Source organism: Streptomyces olivochromogenes (assembly GCF_021538895.1).
Taxonomy (GTDB): domain Bacteria; phylum Actinomycetota; class Actinomycetes; order Streptomycetales; family Streptomycetaceae; genus Streptomyces; species Streptomyces olivochromogenes_A.
The window spans coordinates 1-19,595 of the sequence record NZ_JADDRL010000002.1; the positions used below are offsets into that span (position 1 = coordinate 1).

The following is a 19,595-nucleotide window of genomic DNA, read 5'->3' on the forward strand; positions in this document are numbered from 1 at the left end:
CGGTGCGGAACATCCGCGCCTACCAGGACCGCGGCCTGCTCCCCCGCCCCGAACGCCGGGGCCGGGCCAACGTCTACTCCGACGCCCACATCACCCGCCTCCGCCAGATCGCCGACCTCCTCGACCGCGGCTACACCCTCGCCTCCATCAAGGAACTCCTGGAGGCCTGGGACACCGGCCGCGGCCTGGCAGGCGTGCTCGGGCTGGTCACCGAGGTCGAGGGCCCGTGGACCGACGAGGAGCCGTCCCGCGTCTCCCGCGCCGAACTGGACGCCCGCTTCGGCGGCACCCCCGACGCCGCCGCCGTGGCCGAGGCGGTCGAGCTCGGCGTACTGGAACCCGTCCCGGGAGACCCGGACTCCTTCCTCGTACCCAGCCCGCAAGAGCTGGCCGTGGCGGTGGAGTTGCACGCATCAGGGGTTCCGCTCAGCGCGATCGCGGGCCACCTGCGGGAGTTGAGGGTCCAGGTGGAGCACATAGCCGCCCGTTTCCTGGAGTTCACCACCGAGCACGTCTTCGCCCGCTACCTCGACGGTCCCCACCACCGCACCGACGCCGACGCGGCCGAAGCGGCCTCCCTCGTCCGCCGCCTGCGCCCCCTCGCGCAGCAGACCGTCGACGCCGAACTGGCCCGCGCGATGCGCCTGTTCGCCACCCGGCACCTGCGCCGGCGACTCGGCACGGGGGAGACGCCGGAACCCCTGGCACAGACCCGCTCCGTGCCGCTCCCGGCCGAGACAATGCACGCCGTGGAGAAGCTGGTTGGTCCCGGCCGGGCCGCGACATTCGTCGCGCTGGCCACCGAACGGGAGGTTCGCGCACGGATGTTGGACGACCTGGCGGCAACGCACGTCAGTCACAATGATCTTGACGAAACACCCTGAACCGCACACGACTTGTCCACAACCTCGTCAATTCCCCTGTGGATAACCGCACTTGGCTGTGGACCAAACCTCGGGGCCAAAATAATGTGCGTGATCCGCGTCTCTCCCGGCACCCTGGTGGGATGAACGAAAGACGCACCGTGACGGTGTCGAAGTACCTCTCGAAACACCTGCGCCACCAACCCGAACGCATCGGCCTCACCCTCGACGAGGGCGGCTGGGTGGAGATCGACACGCTGATGGCCGCGGCCGCCGCGCACGGGTTCCGCTTCACACGCGCCGAACTCGACCACGTGGTGGCCGCCAACGACAAGAAGCGGTTCGCGATCGAGGGCACCCGGATCCGCGCCAGCCAGGGCCACAGCGTCGAGGTCGACCTCGGCCTGCCCCCGGCGACCCCGCCGCCGTACCTCTACCACGGGACCGTGGCCCGCAGTCTGGACGCGATCCGCGCCGAGGGCCTGCGGCCCATGAGCCGGCACGACGTGCACCTCTCGGCCGACCGCGAGACCGCGACCCGCGTCGGCGCCCGCCGCGGCCGCCCCGTCGTCCTCTCCGTCGACGCCGCCGCCATGCATCGCGACGGCCACGTCTTCCACGTCAGCGCGAACGGAGTGTGGCTGACGAAGGCCGTACCACCCCGGTACCTGCGGTTCCCCGAGCCGCGCTGACCCTGCCCGGGGTGTGATCGCGACCACGCCGTGCCGGCGCACATGCCGCCGCGTGCACGGCGCCGATCCTCATCCGGGCCGCCGATCCACCGCACCCCGTGTCCGAGCGCCCGCGCACGGTGACCGTTTTCGCCCGATGCCGGGGCCTCCCCTTAGTCTCGACGGCATGAGTCTGCGCCTGAGCACCGTGATCCTCCCGTACCGCCGCTGGAACGAAGGCGGCCGTGCGGCCTGGATCCGCGCCGAGCAGCTCGGCTTCCACACCGCGTACACCTACGACCACCTGTCCTGGCGCAGCTTCCGCGACGGCCCGTGGTTCGGCGCGATCCCCACGCTGACCGCCGCCGCGGCCGCCACCGAGCAGCTTCGCCTCGGCACCCTCGTGACCTCGCCGAACTTCCGCCACCCGGTGACCCTCGCCAAGGAGCTGATCTCCCTCGACGACATCTCCGGCGGCCGCGTCACCCTGGGCATCGGCGCGGGCGGCACCGGCTTCGACGCCACGGCCCTGTTGAAGGGCGGCGAGGACCCCTGGACCCCGCGCGAGCGCGCCGACCGGCTCGCGGAGTTCGTGCCGCTGCTGGACCGGCTGCTGACCGAGGACTCCGTGTCGTGCGAGGGCACGTACTACTCGGCGCACGAGGCGCGCAACATACCGGGCTGCGTGCAGCGCCCCCGGCTGCCCTTCGCGGTGGCCGCCACCGGCCCGCGCGGGCTCCGGCTCGCCGCGCGGCACGGACAGGCGTGGGTGACCACCGGCGACCCCAGGCTCTACGAGAACGGCACGCCGGAGCAGTCGGTCCAGGCGCTGCGCGGACAGGCCGAGAAGCTCGCCGAGACCTGTGCCGCGCTCGGCCGGGACGTGAACGAGCTCGACAAGATCCTGCTCACCGGCTTCACCCCGGACCGGAGCCGGCCGCTGGAGTCCCTGGACGCGTTCGTGGACTTCGCGGGCCGGCACCAGGAACTGGGCTTCACCGAGCTCGTGATCCACTGGCCGATCCCCGACTCGGACTTCGCCGCGGACGAGAAGGTCTTCGAGCAGATCGCCATGGAGGCTCCCGCGCAGCTGCGTTGACCCCCGCACAAGCCCCGGCACATCGGCGCGCGGCCGCCCTGTCCTCGGCCGCGCGTCATCTGTGTCTCATCTGTGCGGTCTCCCGCACGGGCGTGCTGGCATATGCGCGAGAATGACCCGGTGACCTCAGCGACCCGAACGTCCGAGACCCCGGCCCCCGCCGTCCCGCCGCGACTGATCGCCACCGATCTGGACGGCACCCTGCTGCGCGACGACAAGTCGGTCTCCCCGCGAACGGTCGCCGCGCTGGCGGCCGCGGAGGAGGCGGGCATCGAGGTCTTCTTCGTCACCGGCCGCCCGGCCCGCTGGATGGACGTCGTCAGCGACCACGTCCACGGCCACGGCCTGGCGATCTGCGGCAACGGCGCCGCCGTGGTGGACCTGCACGGCGGGCCCGGCGCCCACCGGTTCGTGAAGGTGCGCGAACTGGCCCGGGACAACGCGCTGGACGCCGTACGGCTGCTGCGCGACGTGGCGCCCGGCACGGTGTACGCGGTCGAGCAGACGTACGGCTTCCACCAGGAACCGGCCTATCCCAAGCTGCACATGGAGATACCCGACCACCTGCTGCCCGCGGAGCGACTCCTCGCGGACGACGGTCCGGGCGCCGGCGAGCCCGTGCTCAAGATCCTCGCCTACCACCCCGACCTCGACCCCGACGCCTTCCTCACCCTCGCCCGGCTCGCCATCGGCGACCGCGCGACCGTCACCCGCTCCAGCCCCAGCGCCCTGCTGGAGATCAGCGGCCCCGGCGTCTCCAAGGCCAGCACGCTCGCCCTGTGCTGCGCCGAACGCGGCATCTCGCACGAGGAGGTCGTGGCCTTCGGGGACATGCCCAACGACGTCGAGATGTTGACCTGGGCGGGCCAGTCGTACGCGATGGGCAACGCGCACCCGGACGTGATCGCCGCCGCGTCGGGACGGACGGTGGCCAACAACGAGGACGGCGTGGCGGTCGTCATCGAGCAGCTGCTGGCGACCCGCCTGTAGTCCGCCCGCCCGGCCGGGTCCGCCGACCGTCTCGGCGCCCCCACCGCGGCCCGCTCGGGGCCGTACGGTTCAGCCGGCGGCGACCAGCTGCTCCGCCTCCGCCTCCCGCTGCGCCATCGCGCGCAGCGGCCCGTCCACGGCGGCCAGTTCGGCGTACGGCCCCCGCTGCACGACCCGCCCCGCGTCGAGCACGATCACCTCGTCCACGGCGTCGAGCCCGGCGAGCCGGTGCGTGATGAGCAGTGTCGTACGGCCCTCGGTGGCGGCCAGCAGATCGGCGGTGAGCGCGTCGGCCGTGGGCAGGTCCAGGTGTTCGGCGGGCTCGTCGAGCACGAGGACCGGGAAGTCGGCGAGCAACGCGCGGGCGAGTGCCAGCCGCTGCCGCTGTCCTCCGGACAACCGGGCTCCGTGCTCGCCGACGAGCGTGTCGAGCCCGTCGGGCAGCCCGTCCGCCCAGTCGAGCAGCCGGGCCCGCGCCAGCGCGTCGCGCAACTCGGCCTCCGTGGCGCTCTTCTTGGCGAGCAGCAGGTTCTCGCGCACGGAGCTGTCGAAGAGGTGCGCGTCCTGCGCGCACAGCCCGACCAGCCGCCGCACGTCGTCACCGTCCAACGCGAACGCGTCCACGCCGGCCAGCGTGTAGGAGCCGGCCTCGGGGTCGAGGAACCGCAGCAGCGCCTGGGCGAGCGTCGTCTTGCCGGAGCCGGAGGGTCCGACCACGGCGACGCGGCGCCCCTGCGCCAGCGTCAGGTCGAGCCCGGCCAGTGCCGCCCGGTCCTGACCGGCGTGCCGGGCGGTGAGTGCCTTCAGGACGACCGGGAACGGCGACGCCGGCGCCTGCCGCGGCAGCTCCGGTTCCCGTACGGGCTCGGGGGCGTCCAGGACCTCGTACACGCGCTCGGCGCTCCGGTGCACCCGCTGCCGGTAGCGCACGGCGAGCGGCAGCCCGAGCACGGCCTCGAACGCGGCCAGCGGGGTGAGGACGACCACGGCCAGGGCCACACCGCTCAACCGGCCTTCGGCGACCCCCTGGACGCCCAGCAGCGCGGCGGCCGCCACGGTCAGTCCGGAGATCAGCGCGGTGAGCCCGTCGCCGAGCGCCGTGGCGGTGGCGGCACGCGAGGCGATCCGGGTGAGCGTGCCGTCGGCCCGCCGTGCTTCGTCCGTACGGGCGGGCAGGGCGCCGGCGACCGTCAGCTCGGCGGTGCCGGTGAGGAGGCCGGTCACCCGCGTCGCGAGCACTCCTCGGGCGGGCGCGAGGCGCCGCTCGGCGCGCCTGGCCACGGTGGCCGTCAGCAGCGGTACGCCGACTCCGGCCGCGAGCAGGCCCGCCGCGAGCGCGGCCCCGGCCTCGGGCAGCAGCCAGGCCGTGAAACCGACGGACGCGGCCGAGACCGTGACCGCGACCCCGGCCGGCAGCAGCCAGCGCAGCCAGTAGTCCTGCAGCGCGTCCACATCGGCCACCAGCCGCGAGAGCAGGTCGCCCCGGCGGGCCGTACGGAGCCCGGCGGGGGCCAGCCGCTCCAGCCGCCGGTACACGGCGACCCGGGTGTCGGCCAGCATCCGCAGCACGGCGTCGTGCGACACCAGCCGCTCCGCGTACCGGAACACGGCACGCCCGATCCCGAAGGCCCGCGTCGCCGTCACGGCCACCATCAGATACAGCACGGGCGGCTGCTGCGCGGCCCGCGAGATGAGCCACCCGGAGGTGGCCATCAGCCCCACGGCGGAGCCGAGCGCGAGACTGCCGAGCAGTAGCGCGAGGACGAGCCGCCCGCGCCGGGGGCCGGACATGCCCCGCACCCGGGCGAGGACACCCCGCCGTGTCCCGCCGCGGCCGCCGCCACCGGTCACCGCACCCGGCACACCATCGCCCCGGACACCGTCGCCGTCCGCCGCCGCGGCCGGGACGCCCGCGGTCTCGTCGGCCGCAGCCACGCTCAGATCCCCGTCGGCCTCCAGGCGCCCCTCGGCCGCGAAGGGCGCGGGGGAAGCAGCAAGTTCACCGGAGAGGGCCGTGGGGGCGGGAGAGGCCCCCTGGAGGCGCACCACGCGGTCCGCGACGCCCAGCAGCGCCGGCCGGTGGGCCACCAGCAGGACCGTCCGCCCCACCGCGAGCCGTCGGACCGCCGCCACGACCTCGGCCTCGGTCGCCGCGTCCAGCGCGGCCGTCGGCTCGTCCAGCAGCAGCACGGGCCGGTCGGCGAGGAACGCCCGCACCAGCGCCAGCCGTTGCCGCTGCCCGGCGGAGAGCCCGGCCCCGTCCTCGCCGAGCACGGTCCCGGCACCCTCAGGCAGCGCGTCCACGAACTCCAGCGCCCCCGCGTCGGCGAGCGCCCGCCGCACGGCGTCGTCGTCCGCCTCGGGCCGCGCGAGCCGTACGTTCTCCGCGATCGTCCCGGCGTACAGATGCGGGCGCTGCGGCACCCAGGCGATCCGCGAGCGCCACTGCTCCAGGTCGATGTCCGCGAGATCGACTCCCCCGATCCGCACCCGGCCCTCGCTGGGCCGGACGAAGCCCAGCAGGACGTTCAGCAGCGTCGACTTGCCCGCGCCGCTCGGCCCGACCAGTGCCACCGTCTCGCCCGGCTCGACGGCGAAGGACACGTCCGTCACGGCGTCGGACGACCGCTCGGGGTACCGGACCGTCACGCCTTCGAAGGCCGGCGCGCCCGCGGGCACCGCGTCGGAGCCGGAGGGCGCAACCGGCGTCTCCAGTACGGCGAAGATCTCCTCTGCGGCCGCGAGTCCTTCCGCCGCCGCGTGGTACTGCGCCCCCACCTGGCGCAGCGGCAGATACGCCTCGGGCGCCAGCACCAGGATGACCAGCCCGACGTACAGGTCCATGTCGCCGTGGACGAGCCGCATTCCGATCGTCACCGCGACGAGCGCGACGGACAGCGTGGCGAGCAGTTCCAGCGCGAAGGAGGAGAGGAAGGCGATCCGCAGAGTCCGCATCGTCGCCTGCCGGTACTCGGCGGTGATGCGCCGGATCGACTCGGCCTGCGCCTTGGCCCGCCCGAACACCTTGAGCGTGGGCAGGCCCGCGACCACGTCGAGGAAGTGCCCGGACAGCCGGGAGAGCAAGCGCCACTGACGGTCCATCCGGGACTGGGTGGCCCAGCCGATCAGCACCATGAACAACGGGATGAGCGGCAGCGTCCCGACGATGATCGCCGCCGACACCCAGTCCTCGGTGACGATCCGCGCGAGCACGGCGACCGGCACGACCACCGCGAGCCCCAACTGCGGCAGATAGCGAGAGAAGTAGTCGTCGAGCGCGTCCACGCCCCGGGTGGCGAGGGTGACCAGCGAGCCGGTCCGCTGCCCGCTCAGCCAGCCCGGCCCGAGCGCCGTGGCCCGGTCCAGCAGCCGCCCCCGCAGCTCCGACTTCACGGCCGCGCTCGCGCGATGGGCCGCGAGTTCGGTGAGCCACGCGACAACCGATCGACCCACCGCCACGGCGGCCAACAGCAGCAGGGGAGTGCGGAGTTCAGCCACCGACTGGCCGTGCTGGAACGCCCCGACCACGACATCGGCGATGAGCATCGCCTGGGCGATGACCAGACCTGCCCCGACGGCCCCCAGGCCGACGACCGCGACCAGGAAGAGGCGCGTGGCGCGGGCGTACCGCAAAAGGCGCGGATCGATTGGTTTCACGTGAAACATGCCCTTCGGTCCAGGGGGTGTGTTTCACGTGAAACACACCCCCGACGGACTCAGTGTGCGGGTTCGGCGATGTGCTGTGTGCCGATCCGCTTGCGGAACACCCAGTACGTCCATCCCTGGTAGAGCAGCACGAGCGGCGTGGCGACCGCCGCGCACCAAGTCATGATCTTCAGGGTGTACGGGCTCGACGAGGCGTTGGTGACGGTAAGGCTCCAGTGCTCGTTGAGCGACGACGGCATGACGTTCGGGAAGAGCGACAGGAAGAGCATCGCCACGGCGGCCACGATGGTGATGCCGGACAGGGCGAACGACCAGCCCTCGCGGCCCGCCTGATTCGCCAGGAGAGCGGCGATCAGGGCGACGACCGCTACGACCAGGGCGACCAGGCTCTTGGCGTCACCGTTGTCGACCTGCGTCCAGACCAGGAAGACCAGCGCCACCGCCGCCGTGACGATGCCGACCCGGGTCGCCAGCTTCCGCGCCCGCTCCCGGATGTCCCCGACCGTCTTGAGCGCGGTGAACACCGCACCGTGGAAGGTGAACAGCGTCAGCGTCACCAGACCGCCGAGGAGCGCGTACGGATTGAGCAGGTCCCAGAAGGTGCCGACGTACTCGAAGTGCTGGTCGATCTTCACGCCCCGCACGATGTTGCCGAAGGCGACACCCCACAGGAACGAGGGGATCAGCGAACTCCAGAAGATCGCGGTCTCCCAGTTGCGCTGCCAGTTCTCCTCGGGCCGCTTCGCCCGGTACTCGAAGGCGACACCCCGGACGATGAGGCAGACCAGGATGACCAGCAGAGGCAGGTAGAAGCCGGAGAAGAGGGTGGCGTACCACTCGGGGAAGGCCGCGAAGGTCGCGCCGCCGGCCGTGAGCAGCCAGACCTCGTTGCCGTCCCAGACGGGGCCGATGGTGTTGATCAGCACCCGCTTCTCGGCCCGGTCCCGGGCCAGCAGCTTGGTGAGGATGCCGACCCCGAAGTCGAAGCCCTCCAGGAAGAAGTAGCCGGTCCACAGGACGGCGATCAGGACGAACCAGACGTCGTGCAGTTCCATGACTGTGCAGCTCCCTCGGCCTAGTACGAGAAGGCCATCGGCTTGTCGGCGTCACGGGAGTCGCCGCCGATCTTCGTGGGCGGGTTGAGGTCGGCCTCCGTGAGCTCGGGCGGGCCGGCCTTGACGTACTTGACCAGCAGCTTGATCTCGACGACGGCGAGGATGGCGTACAGCGACGTGAGGACGATCATCGAGGTGAGGACCTCGCCCTGGGAGACGCCGGGCGAGACCGCGTCCCGGGTCTGCAGGACGCCGTAGACGACCCACGGCTGGCGGCCCATCTCGGTGAAGATCCAGCCCCAGGAGTTGGCGATCAGCGGGAAGGCCAGGGTCCAGATCGCGATGCGCCAGTACCAGGTGGTGAGCTTCGGGCTGAGCGCCTTGTTCTTGAACAGCACCAGGTGCGGCACCTCGTCCTCACCGACCCGCAGATGCTGCGGCAGCATGAACCTCTTGCGGGTCAGCCACAGTCCGGCCAGGCCGAGCGCGAAGGACGACATGCCGAAGCCGATCATCCAGCGGAAGCCCCAGAACGTGACGGGGATGTTGGGCCGGTAGTCGCCGGGCCCGAACTTCTGCTGCTCGGCCTTGTTGACGTCGTTGATGCCGGGGACGTACGAGGTGAAGTCGTCGTTGGCGAGGAACGACAGCACGCCGGGTATCTCGATGGCCACGCTGTTGTGGCCCTTCTCCACGTCGCCGTAGGCGAAGATCGAGAACGGTGCGGAGTCCTCGCCGTCCCACAGGGCCTCGGCAGCGGCCATCTTCATCGGCTGTTGCTTGAACATGACCTTGCCGAGGACGTCACCGCTGACCGCCGTGAGCAGGCCGGCGATGACCACGGTCACCAGGCCGAGCCGCAGCGAGGTCTTCATCTCGCGGACGTGCTTCTTGCGGGCCAGGTGGTAGGCGGCGATGCCGACCATGAACGCGCCACCGGTCAGGAACGCCGCCGACAGGGTGTGGAAGACCTGGCTGAGCGCGGTGTTCTGGGTCAGCACCGCCCAGAAGTCGGTGAGCTCCGCACGGCCCCTGACCTTGTCGATCTTGTAGCCGACGGGGTGCTGCATCCACGAGTTGGCCGCGAGGATGAAGTACGCCGACAGGATCGTGCCGATCGAGACCATCCAGATGCAGGCGAGGTGGATCTTCTTCGGCAGCTTGTCCCAGCCGAAGATCCACAGGCCGATGAAGGTGGACTCGAAGAAGAAGGCGATCAGTGCCTCGAAGGCGAGGGGAGCGCCGAAGATGTCGCCGACGAAGCGCGAGTAGTCCGACCAGTTCATGCCGAACTGGAACTCCTGCACGATGCCGGTGACGACACCCATCGCGATGTTGATCAGGAAGAGCTTGCCCCAGAACTTCGTCGCTCTGAGGTACTTCTCGTTCTCCGTGCGCACCCATGCCGTCTGCAGACCGGCCGTGAGGGCGGCCAACGAGATCGTCAGGGGCACGAACAGGAAGTGGTAGACGGTGGTGATGCCGAACTGCCAGCGCGCCAGTGTCTCCGGCGCCAAAGCCAACTCCACGTCGCCAGTCTCCTTACTCCGCCGGGGATCGGCGGCAGTTTGCCCCTTTTGTCGCACGCATCACTGGAGCAATCGGGACACGCTTGTGAACGCGTTCACATTCACAAGCAATTATGACGCATACTCGTTCGACGTTGGAGGGGCGGGGGGGTCCCTCATGCGGACCGACGGGTCCTCGCAGGTGGGAGGCGGTGGGCCCATGCCGACGGAGGTCGCCGCGGCACTTCCGGAGCCGGAAGGCTTTCCCGCCACTTCAGCGCACCTGGGGCGCGGAGGTCCACTTCGACACAGGCGTGTCCGTTCCACGTGAAACGGACGCCCAGCAGGTCGTCGCGCCGGGCACGGTGGCCTTCCGGACCGACGGCGACGCCCGGCTCCCGGAGACGGTTCGCGACGGCGACCCCGTACGGGTGGAACTCGTGGCCGAGCAGGGCTCACTCGGCCACGAGCCGAGGCCCCGTCAGAACTCCTTGCGGAACCCCTCGGAGACCTTCAGGAAGATGTCGTTCGCCTCGTTCTCGCCGATCGTCACCCGCACACCCTCGCCGGGGAACGGCCGGACCACGACCCCGTGCCGCTCACAGGCCTCCGCGAAGGCGGCCGTGCGCTCCCCCAGCCGCAGCCAGACGAAGTTGGCCTGGGTCTCGGGCACCGTCCAGCCCTGGGCGCGCAACCCGTCGACCACGCGATTGCGCTCGCACACGAGCGAGCCGACCCGGCCGAGCAGTTCGTCCTCGGCACGCAGCGAGGCGATGGCCGCCTCCTGCGCGATCTGGCTCACGCCGAACGGCACCGCCGTCTTGCGCAGCGCCGCCGCCACCGGCTCGTGCCCGATCGCGAAGCCGACGCGCAGCCCGGCCAGGCCGTACGCCTTCGAGAACGTGCGCAGGACGCAGACGTTCGGCCGGTTGCGGTAGAGCTCCACGCCGTCCGGCACCTCGGGGTCGCGGATGAACTCCCGGTAGGCCTCGTCCAGCACCACCAGGACATCGCGGGGCACTCGGTCGAGGAACCGTTCCAGCTCGGCCCGCCGTACGACCGTGCCGGTCGGGTTGTTGGGGTTGCAGACGAAGATCAGCCGGGTCCGGTCGGTGATCGCGTCCGCCATCGCGTCCAGGTCGTGCACATCGCCCGGGGTGAGCGGCACCCGCACCGATCGCGCGCCACTGATCTGGGTGATGATCGGGTACGCCTCGAAGGACCGCCAGGCGTAGATGACCTCGTCGCCGGGGCCGCTGGTGGCCTGGACGAGCTGCTGGGCCACGCCGACGGAGCCGGTGCCGGTGGACAGGTGGGAGACCGGGACGCCGAAGCGCTCCGACAGCTCGTTCATCAGCCCGGTGCACGCCATGTCCGGGTAGCGGTTGAAGGACGCGGCGCTGGCGGTCACGCTCTCCATGACCCCGGGCAGCGGCGGATACGGGTTCTCGTTGGAGGACAGCTTGTAGGCGACCGGGCCGTCGGCCGCGGCGGGCTTGCCCGGCTTGTAGGTGGGGATACCCTCCAGCTCGGCGCGCAGCTTGGGGCTCGTCTCGCTCACCGCAGTCCTCCTCGCGACCACCGGCGGACCGTCAGCGCCGCCGGCTTCCAATACTGCTCACCTTATGAGGATTCGGCGCGCGTGCGTACAGGTGAGGAGCGCCGAGAAAAGTGAGACGCAAACCTCATATGTCCCACCGGCATCACGGGCATCACCCCACGAAGCCGTATCAATCGGGGGGCGCGTCGCACATATATCTACGCGCCGGTGGCTCACGCCCTGGCGCGCATCACCCGTGAAGGTGAGTTGAGACCTCTTCGAGACATCGGACAGGTGGCAGGCCCATGCGTGCCGACAAGTCACGTCTTGCCATTGAAGCGTTCAACTGACTTTCTTTCTAAGGCAGTTGACCCTCTTTGACCATGCAGAAACGTGCCTGTCAACGCGTGCATATGCGTCCGCACTACCCCACCGCATGAGCCCTACTATCGGCTCGCCATGACAGCAGCAGGGAAGCACCAGGTGAGCCGCGCGGAAACCTCACGTCGAGGCAGCCGACCGGGTCGGGCGGGCATCAGAGACGTGGCCGCCGCCGCCGGGGTCTCCATCACGACCGTCTCCGACGCCCTCAACGGCAAGGGCCGGCTCCCGGACGCCACCCGGCGCCATGTCCGTGAGGTCGCCGACCGGCTGGGGTATCGCCCCTCGGCCGCCGCCCGCACCCTCCGCACGGGGAAGTCGGGACTCATCGGCCTGACCGTGACGACGTACGGGGATGAACCTTTCACCTTCACGGAGTTCGCGTACTTCGCCGAGATGGCCCGGGCCGCCACCTCCGCCGCGCTGGCCCGCGGCTACGCCCTCGTCATCCTGCCCGCGACCTCACGCCACGACGTGTGGTCCAACGTGGCCCTGGACGGCACGGTGGTCATCGACCCCTCCGACCAGGACCCGGTGGTCAGCGAACTGGTCCGGCAGGGCCTCCCGGTCGTCTCCGACGGCCGCCCGGCCGGCTCGCTCCCCGTCACGGCCTGGGTCGACAACGACCACGAGGCGGCCGTCCTCGGCATCCTGGACCACCTCGCCGACGCGGGCGCCCGCCGCATCGGCCTGCTCACCGGGACGACGACGGACACGTACACCCGTCTGTCGACCACGGCGTACCTGCGCTGGTGCGAACGGGTCGGCCAGGACCCGGTGTACGAGGCCTACCCGGCGCACGACCCGTGCGCGGGCGCCGTGGCCGCCGACCGGCTGCTGGCCCGCCCGGACCGCCCCGACGCCGTCTACGGCCTGTTCGACCCCAACGGCACCGATCTGCTGGCCGCCGCCCGCCGCTACGGGCTGCGCGTCCCGGACGACCTGCTGCTGGTGTGCTGCAGCGAGTCCACGGTGTACGCCAACACCGAGCCGCCCATCACCACGCTCTCCCTCAAGCCGCGCCGCATCGGCACGGCGGTGGTCCAGCTCCTCATCGACGCCATCGAGGGGGTCGACTCGGACCACCCGGTCGAGCAGGTGATACCGACCGAACTGATCGTGCGCACGTCCTCGCAGCGTCGTCCGCCGCGCACGACGGTCAGCCCGCCGCGCGTTCCGGAGGAGAAGTAGCGCGCGGGCCACGCGGGAGAGGGAGGGGCGGATCGGCCGTCCGGCCGACCGGTCAGATGGTCACCGGACCGTCATCAGGCCGCGAAACCCCTGCCCAAACGGGGCGAAAGCCGCGTTGAACTGGAGTCTTGCTCTGATTCACCACCCCTGGGTCATCACATGGCGCGATCCGCATTCCTATGATGGGCCCACGACACCGCGGGCCGCTGCGACCAGGCAGTCCGAAGCGGTGCAGCTGCGGCGCGATGGTGGAGGGGTCGGATGACTCAGGGGGCCGGTCAGGGACCCGAGGTGGAGCGGACGGCTACGTTGCGCGACTTCCGGGTACCCGGGTACGTCCACGAGACCGGTCCGTACGCCCAGAGCACGCACCCCGGCGACACGGTCGCCCCCGTCGAGGAGGGCTACCCGGAGGGGTACACGCCCACCCAGCGCGACCTGCCCGTCATCAATCGGGGTGACACGCTTCGGGTCCCGGTCGAGCCTGCCGCCGCCGCGGCCCCGCAGCCCGTCACCGGGCCGGGTCCGCTGTACGTCGTCGGGGACGTGCACGGCTATCTCGACGAACTGGTCGCCGCCCTCCAGGAGAAGGATCTGATCGACTCGGAGGGCCAGTGGTGCGCGGGCACCACCCGGCTGTGGTTCCTCGGCGACTTCACCGACCGCGGCCCGGACGGCATCGGCGTCATCGAGCTCGTGATGCGGCTGTCCGCCGAGGCCGCCGCGGCCGGCGGCTACTGCAAGGCGCTCATGGGCAACCACGAGCTGCTGCTGCTCGGTGCCAAGCGGTTCGGCGACACCCCCGTCAACTCCGGTGCGGGCACCGCGACCTTCCAGGCCGCCTGGCTGCTCAACGGCGGCCAGAAGACCGACATGGACCGCCTCCAGGACCACCACCTCCAGTGGATGGCCCGCCTGGACGCCGTCGAGGAGGTCGACGGCTATCTGCTCGTGCACTCCGACACCACGGCCTACCTCGACTACGGCGACTCGATCGAGGCGGTCAACGACACCGTCCGCGAGACCATCACCCGCAACGACGCGGACGAGGTCTGGGATCTGTTCCGCAAGTTCACCAAGCGCTTCTCCTTCCGCGACGAGGGCGGAGCCGACGCCGTGCGCTCCCTCCTCGATATGTACGGCGGCACGCGCATCGTTCACGGTCACAGCCCCATCCCGTACCTCCTGGGCGAGGTCGGCTCCGAGGACGACGAGGAGGGCAGCGGCCCCCTGGTCGAGGGACCGCACGTCTACGCCGACGGGCTCGCCATCGCGATGGACGGCGGAGTGACCATGGCCGGAAAACTGCTGGTCCAGCAACTGCCCCTGGATATCTGAGCGTTCAACGGGCAGGCGTCTCACGACGGCGTACGCGCAGGCCAGCACCCAATTTCCGGCAACCCCCTGTCACCGCGTGCCGTCGCGGCTCTACCATCGGCTTATCCGTAGCAGGCTCCCCTCCGTTTCTGCCCGACGGCTCGCCGGCGTGCGAGCCCCAAGCCCTACGGAGCATCGGGGGATGCACATGAACAGCGTTCCGCAGCACCTGCACAGCGAGGACCGCCAAGAATACGAGCGGATCCTCGATGAGGCGCTGCGCTCCGCACCAAACCGACCGGAACTGGCCGCTATGGGACAGCGGCTCAATCCCGAACAGCTGCGCACCATGGCGCTCAACGCCACCGCACTCATCACGGCGGCCGCGGCGACCGAGTACCAGCACTACGTGAAGGTTCGCGAGGAACTGCGCCAGCCGGCGCCGTCCACCCCGTCCTCGACCCGCGCCCCCGGCTCCGGTGAGCCGGGCTCGGGCGCGATGGGGCTCGCCACCTCCCTCGGCGAGGCCGCCGAGACCGCCGGCGCGGGCGCCGTCGCCATCGTCGCGGTCCTCGCTCCCGTCCTTGCCGGAACCGCCGCGGCGATCTTCCTGCTCGTCGGCTACATATTGAAGATGATCGACCCCGCGCCGGCCTTCGCCCAGACGATGCTGACCGCCGGCTGGGTCTTCGGCGCCGTGGCCGCCGCCGCGACCCTCATCGCCGCCGTGGGGCTGCTGCTCACCGCCCTGCGCAACAGCCCCTCGCTGGAGGCCGGAGCCTACGGCGCGGCGAACGCGGAAGTGAACCGGGCCAGGGAAGCCTGGCGCGATGCGCTACTGGAGCGCGGCATCATGCCGTTCCTGCGGGACGCGCTCGCCGACCCGGGCACGACCGCACTGCAGCAAACGGCCCCGCCGACGCCGACCAGCCGCATGCCGCGCCTCGGCTACGGCCGTCCGGGCTTCAGCAGCCCCGACGACGGCACCACCCCGGGCCCGCGCCCGAGCTTCAGCAGCCCGGACTACACGAGTCCGGACTTCGGAGGCCCGGAGCACCTGCCGGAATAACCCCCCGGCTTGCGCCCCCACCGGGGGCGCAGGTCGGGCAACCGGCCTCCGCCCCGGCCCGCCGTCGTCGAGTACCGCTCGTAGGCGTAGGCCCGGCTCAGTCCGCGATCGGCAGGTACACCCGGTTGCCCGCCGCAGCGAACTCCTTCGACTTCTGAGCCATGCCCTCCTCGATCTCCCCCCGGCTGCCGCCGTGTTCACGACGGATGTCCTGGGAGATCTTCATGGAGCAGAACTTCGGCCCGCACATCGAGCAGAAGTGGGCCGTCTTGGCAGGCTCCGCCGGGAGCGTCTCGTCGTGGAACTCCCTTGCCGTGTCCGGGTCCAGGGCGAGGTTGAACTGGTCCTCCCACCGGAACTCGAAGCGGGCGTCCGACAGCGCGTCGTCCCACTCCTGCGCACCTGGGTGCCCCTTGGCGAGGTCGGCTGCGTGGGCGGCGATCTTGTAGGTGATGACGCCGGTCTTGACGTCGTCACGGTTGGGCAGGCCCAAGTGCTCCTTGGGCGTGACGTAGCAGAGCATGGCCGTGCCCCACCAGGCGATCATCGCGGCACCGATGCCGGAGGTGATGTGGTCGTACGCCGGCGCGACGTCCGTCGTCAGCGGGCCGAGCGTATAGAACGGAGCTTCATCGCAGATCTCCTGCTGAAGGTCGATGTTCTCCTTGATCTTGTGCATCGGGACATGGCCCGGGCCCTCGATCATGGTCTGAACATTGAAACGCTTCGCGATCCGGTTGAGTTCCCCGAGCGTGCGCAACTCGGCGAACTGCGCCTCGTCGTTGGCGTCCGCGATCGAACCCGGGCGCAGGCCGTCGCCCAGCGAGTACGTGACGTCGTACGCGGCGAGGATCTCGCAGAGCTCCTCGAAGTTCTCGTACAGGAACGACTCCTTGTGGTGCGCGAGGCACCACGCCGCCATGATCGAGCCGCCGCGGGAGACGATGCCGGTCTTGCGGTTCGCGGTGAGCGGGACGTACGGGAGACGGACTCCCGCGTGGACGGTCATGTAGTCCACGCCCTGCTCGGCCTGCTCGATGACCGTGTCCTTGTAGATCTCCCAGGTCAGTTCCTCGGCCCTGCCGTCGACCTTCTCCAGGGCCTGGTAGAGCGGCACCGTGCCGATGGGGACGGGGGAGTTGCGGAGCACCCACTCGCGCGTGGTGTGGATGTTGCGGCCGGTGGACAGGTCCATGACCGTGTCGGCGCCCCAGCGGGTCGCCCAGGTCATCTTCTCGACCTCCTCCTCGATGGAGGACGTCACCGCTGAGTTGCCGATGTTGGCGTTGACCTTCACCAGGAACCGCTTGCCGATGATCATCGGCTCGATCTCCGGGTGGTTGACGTTGGCCGGCAGCACGGCCCGTCCCGCCGCGATCTCCTCGCGGACCACCTCGGCAGAGACGTTCTCGCGGACGGCCACGTACTCCATCTCGGGCGTGATCTCGCCCCGGCGGGCGTAGGCCAGCTGCGTGACGGCCTCGCCGGGGCGGCCGCGGCGCGGCTGGCGCGGCCGCCCCGGGAAGACCGCGTCGAGGTTGCGCAGGCCGCCACGCGGCGAGGTGTGCTTGATCCCGTCGTCCTCGGGACGGACGGGACGGCCCGCGTACTCCTCGGTGTCGCCGCGGGCGATGATCCAGTTCTCCCGCAGCGGCGGCAGGCCCCTGCGGACATCGGTCTCGACGAGTGGATCGGTGTATGGGCCGGAGGTGTCGTACAACGTGACCGACTGCCCGTTGGTGAGGTGCACCTGACGAACCGGCACGCGCAGGTCGGGGCGCGAACCCTCGACGTACGCCTTGTGCCAGCCGATGGACTTCCCGGCCTCCCCGTCGTTCGCGGTGGTCGCGTTCTGCGTGGAGGCAGGCGTGCGTGCGTCCTTGATGGTCATGAGACCTACTCCCTACGCCGGCATTACCCGGTAACAGGTTCGGCGGTCGACGCAGCGGATTCCGTGTGCCGGTGTTTCATGTGAAACATCACTCGTTCCACGTGAAACAGCGCGAATACGGAGGTCAGCGTCCTCTCAGCCCGGTGCTCCGAGCTCCCGCGTGTGCAAAGGTGCCTCCACGCTAGCGTCAATTCGGGCGCGGTGAACAGAGGGCCCCTGCCGTTCTTGCGATGATCTGGCGGTGACCACGACACAGCAGTACCCGTACCCGCCACCCGAGCCGCCGCGCCGGCCCGGCTCCGGACAGGGCGCCGGACGCGGCCGGGATGCCCGCGGCGCCGGTGACGGCCATGACCATGAATACGGCCACGGAGCGGACTTCGGGCACGATCAGGGGCCCGACCACGGGCACGGTCAGGACCCCCGCCACGGGCACGGCCACGGACCTGACCACGGGCACGGTCAGGGGCCGGGTCAGGGCTCCGGATCCGGCGGCGGCCACGGCCACTCGCACAGTCACAGCCATGGACCCGCCGCGCCGGTCTCCAAGCACCTGCGCAAGGTCATCGCGGCCATCCTGATCCCGTTCACGGTGGCGGTGGTGGTCGGGCTCGTGGTGCTCTGGCCCGGCGGAGCCCCGTCGCACAAGCGCACCGGGGTCGGTTTCGACCGGCAGACCCAGCAGGCCACGGTGACCCGGGTCGTCGAGGTGAGCTGCAAGTCGGTGAACGCCTCGGGGGAAACCCCGACCGGCGACACCTCCACCGCCGAGGGCAACTCCGCTCAGCAGGAGGCGGGCGGCACCTGCAAGAAGGCCACGGTCCGGGTCGACACCGGCAAGGACCAGGGCCGTACGTTCACGGAGATCGTGCAGCCCGACCAGTCACGGCAGTTGCACGAAGGCGAGAAGGTCGTGGTCGCGTACGAGCCTTCGGCGCCGAAGGACCTGCAGTACTCGGTCGCCGACGTGAACCGGAAGTTCCCGATGGCGCTGCTCGCCGGCATCTTCGCGCTCGCCGTCGTGGCGGTGGGCCGGTTGCGCGGCGTCATGGCGCTGGTCGCACTGGCCGTCAGCTTCATGGTGCTGACGCTCTTCATCCTGCCCGCGATCCTGCAGGGCTCGAATCCGCTGCTGGTGGCCGTCGTGGGGTCGAGCGCCATCATGCTGATCGCGCTCTACACCTGTCACGGGCTGTCGGCCCGGACGTCGGTCGCGGTGCTCGGCACCCTGGTCTCGCTCCTGTTGATCGGCATCCTCGGCTCGGAGTTCATCGACTGGGCCGCGCTGACGGGCAACACGGACGACAACACCGGCCTCATCCACGGGCTGTACCCGTCGATCGACATGAGCGGTCTGCTGCTGGCCGGCGTCATCATCGGTTCGCTCGGCGTCCTGGACGACGTGACCGTCACTCAGACATCCGCCGTCTGGGAGCTGCACGAGGCCAATCCGACCATGGGCTGGCGCGGGCTGTACCGGGCGGGCATCCGCATCGGCCGTGACCACATTGCCTCGGTCGTGAACACCCTCGTCCTCGCCTATGCCGGTGCCGCGTTGCCGCTGCTGCTGCTCTTCTCGATCGCGCAGAGCAGCGTGGGGGCGGTCGCGAACAGCGAGCTGGTGGCGGAGGAGATCGTGCGGACGCTGGTGGGCTCGATCGGCCTGGTCGCCTCGGTCCCGGTCACCACGGCGCTCGCCGCGCTCGTGGTGTCGGCCGACCGGCCGGGGCAGGAGCCGGCAAGGCCCCTGGAGGCCCAGCCGGCGGCCGCGCGGGGCGGCAGGGGCCGGCGCCGGAAGAAGTGACCTCGGCCGACCTGACCGGCCGCGCGGAGAAGCGTTACTGCACGGTCCTCGGCGACGCTGCGGGGCGCCCCGCGCTCACTGCCGCCCCGTCTCAGCCGGCGCTCTGCTCCTCGGCCAGGATGCGGCACAGCGCCTCGTCGAGATGGGCGTCGAAATCGGCGAGCGCCCCCTCCTGGCCGAGCGGCACCAGCTTGTCCGTACGGTCCAGGAAGGCCACGAGCGGTGGCGTGGAGGAGCGGAACAACGCCTGGTCGCTGCCCACCTGAAGCCTGATCAGCACCTCGCCCAGCGAGTCGGGGTCGGTGGGCGCGATGTGCACATCGCCGTCCCCGCACGGCCGCCCCACCCCGTCGATCAGCAGCTCGCGCCCGAACGCCCAGGTCACCGGTGCGTCTCCGGGGAGATGGAAGGTCAGCCGCACGGCATAGGGATCACAGGTCTCGTAGCGCAATTCCACCGGAATGCGGAAGGAGAGCTCCTCGGAGACGAGAAAGCTCATCATGACCTCTGCCTGTACGGACTCGCGCATCGCCTACCCCGTCATATGACA

General features: G+C 70.7%; 14 protein-coding genes and 1 pseudogene. 9 read left to right on the forward strand and 6 right to left on the reverse strand.

The window, feature by feature from the left end:
* Positions 1–2: 2 nt before the first annotated feature.
* The 4 genes from IPZ69_RS01095 (at position 3) to IPZ69_RS01110 (ending at position 3,623) form a co-directional block, all read left to right on the forward strand.
* Positions 3–884 (forward strand): MerR family transcriptional regulator, encoded by an 882-nt coding sequence (locus tag IPZ69_RS01095; protein ID WP_235451699.1) that lies wholly within the window; start codon positions 3–5, stop codon positions 882–884.
* 122 nt (positions 885–1,006) lie between these two features.
* Positions 1,007–1,555 carry an RNA 2'-phosphotransferase gene (locus tag IPZ69_RS01100; protein WP_235451700.1) on the forward strand — a complete coding sequence of 183 codons (549 nt, stop codon included), beginning with the start codon at positions 1,007–1,009 and terminating at the stop codon, positions 1,553–1,555.
* 166 nt (positions 1,556–1,721) lie between these two features.
* A complete protein-coding gene (locus tag IPZ69_RS01105; RefSeq protein WP_235451701.1) occupies positions 1,722–2,633 on the forward strand; it encodes an LLM class flavin-dependent oxidoreductase in 912 nt (303 codons plus the stop codon).
* Between the two features lie 102 nt (positions 2,634–2,735).
* Positions 2,736–3,623, forward strand: coding sequence for a Cof-type HAD-IIB family hydrolase (locus tag IPZ69_RS01110; RefSeq protein ID WP_235451702.1), 888 nt, complete (start codon positions 2,736–2,738; stop codon positions 3,621–3,623).
* 69 nt (positions 3,624–3,692) lie between these two features.
* Here IPZ69_RS01110 and cydD read toward each other — a convergent pair whose 3' ends face one another.
* From cydD to IPZ69_RS01125, 3 genes are read right to left on the reverse strand one after another with little or no spacing between them, the layout of a single operon-like run.
* Positions 3,693–7,280, reverse strand: coding sequence for a thiol reductant ABC exporter subunit CydD (gene cydD, locus IPZ69_RS01115; protein WP_235451703.1), 3,588 nt, complete (start codon positions 7,278–7,280; stop codon positions 3,693–3,695).
* Positions 7,281–7,339: 59 nt separating this feature from the next.
* The gene (gene cydB, locus IPZ69_RS01120; RefSeq protein WP_235451704.1) at positions 7,340–8,344 is read right to left on the reverse strand and encodes a cytochrome d ubiquinol oxidase subunit II; all 1,005 of its coding nucleotides are present in this window, start codon (positions 8,342–8,344) and stop codon (positions 7,340–7,342) included.
* 20 nt (positions 8,345–8,364) lie between these two features.
* The gene (locus IPZ69_RS01125; protein WP_235451705.1) at positions 8,365–9,873 is read right to left on the reverse strand and encodes a cytochrome ubiquinol oxidase subunit I; all 1,509 of its coding nucleotides are present in this window, start codon (positions 9,871–9,873) and stop codon (positions 8,365–8,367) included.
* Between the two features lie 257 nt (positions 9,874–10,130).
* On the opposite strand from IPZ69_RS01125, the pseudogene IPZ69_RS47670 reads away from it, so the two are divergent.
* Positions 10,131–10,295: pseudogene (locus tag IPZ69_RS47670) on the forward strand (cyclophilin-like family protein); the annotation flags it as partial.
* 38 nt (positions 10,296–10,333) lie between these two features.
* Here IPZ69_RS47670 and hisC read toward each other — a convergent pair.
* Positions 10,334–11,413 carry a histidinol-phosphate transaminase gene (gene hisC / locus IPZ69_RS01135; RefSeq protein WP_235451706.1) on the reverse strand — a complete coding sequence of 360 codons (1,080 nt, stop codon included), beginning with the start codon at positions 11,411–11,413 and terminating at the stop codon, positions 10,334–10,336.
* A gap of 438 nt (positions 11,414–11,851) precedes the next feature.
* Here hisC and IPZ69_RS01140 point away from each other — a divergent pair, with 438 nt between their 5' ends.
* The 3 genes from IPZ69_RS01140 (at position 11,852) to IPZ69_RS01150 (ending at position 15,350) form a co-directional block, all read left to right on the forward strand.
* Positions 11,852–12,964 (forward strand): LacI family DNA-binding transcriptional regulator, encoded by a 1,113-nt coding sequence (locus IPZ69_RS01140; RefSeq protein ID WP_235451707.1) that lies wholly within the window; start codon positions 11,852–11,854, stop codon positions 12,962–12,964.
* 261 nt (positions 12,965–13,225) lie between these two features.
* Positions 13,226–14,302, forward strand: a complete 1,077-nt coding sequence (locus IPZ69_RS01145; protein ID WP_235451708.1) for a metallophosphoesterase — start codon at positions 13,226–13,228, stop codon at positions 14,300–14,302.
* Positions 14,303–14,483: 181 nt separating this feature from the next.
* A complete protein-coding gene (locus IPZ69_RS01150) occupies positions 14,484–15,350 on the forward strand; it encodes a hypothetical protein (RefSeq protein ID WP_235451709.1) in 867 nt (288 codons plus the stop codon).
* Between the two features lie 97 nt (positions 15,351–15,447).
* Here IPZ69_RS01150 and thiC read toward each other — a convergent pair whose 3' ends face one another.
* The gene (gene thiC / locus IPZ69_RS01155) at positions 15,448–17,241 is read right to left on the reverse strand and encodes a phosphomethylpyrimidine synthase ThiC (RefSeq protein ID WP_235451710.1); all 1,794 of its coding nucleotides are present in this window, start codon (positions 17,239–17,241) and stop codon (positions 15,448–15,450) included.
* 241 nt (positions 17,242–17,482) lie between these two features.
* Between thiC and IPZ69_RS01160 the strand changes: the two genes are divergently transcribed.
* Entirely contained in the window at positions 17,483–19,045 is a 1,563-nt protein-coding gene (locus IPZ69_RS01160) for a YibE/F family protein (RefSeq protein WP_235451711.1), read from the forward strand.
* A gap of 91 nt (positions 19,046–19,136) precedes the next feature.
* Here the strand turns inward: IPZ69_RS01160 and IPZ69_RS01165 are convergent, their stop codons facing one another.
* Complete coding sequence (locus IPZ69_RS01165; RefSeq protein WP_235451712.1) at positions 19,137–19,574, reverse strand: SsgA family sporulation/cell division regulator; 438 nt, start codon at positions 19,572–19,574, stop codon at positions 19,137–19,139.
* Positions 19,575–19,595 lie beyond the last annotated feature (21 nt).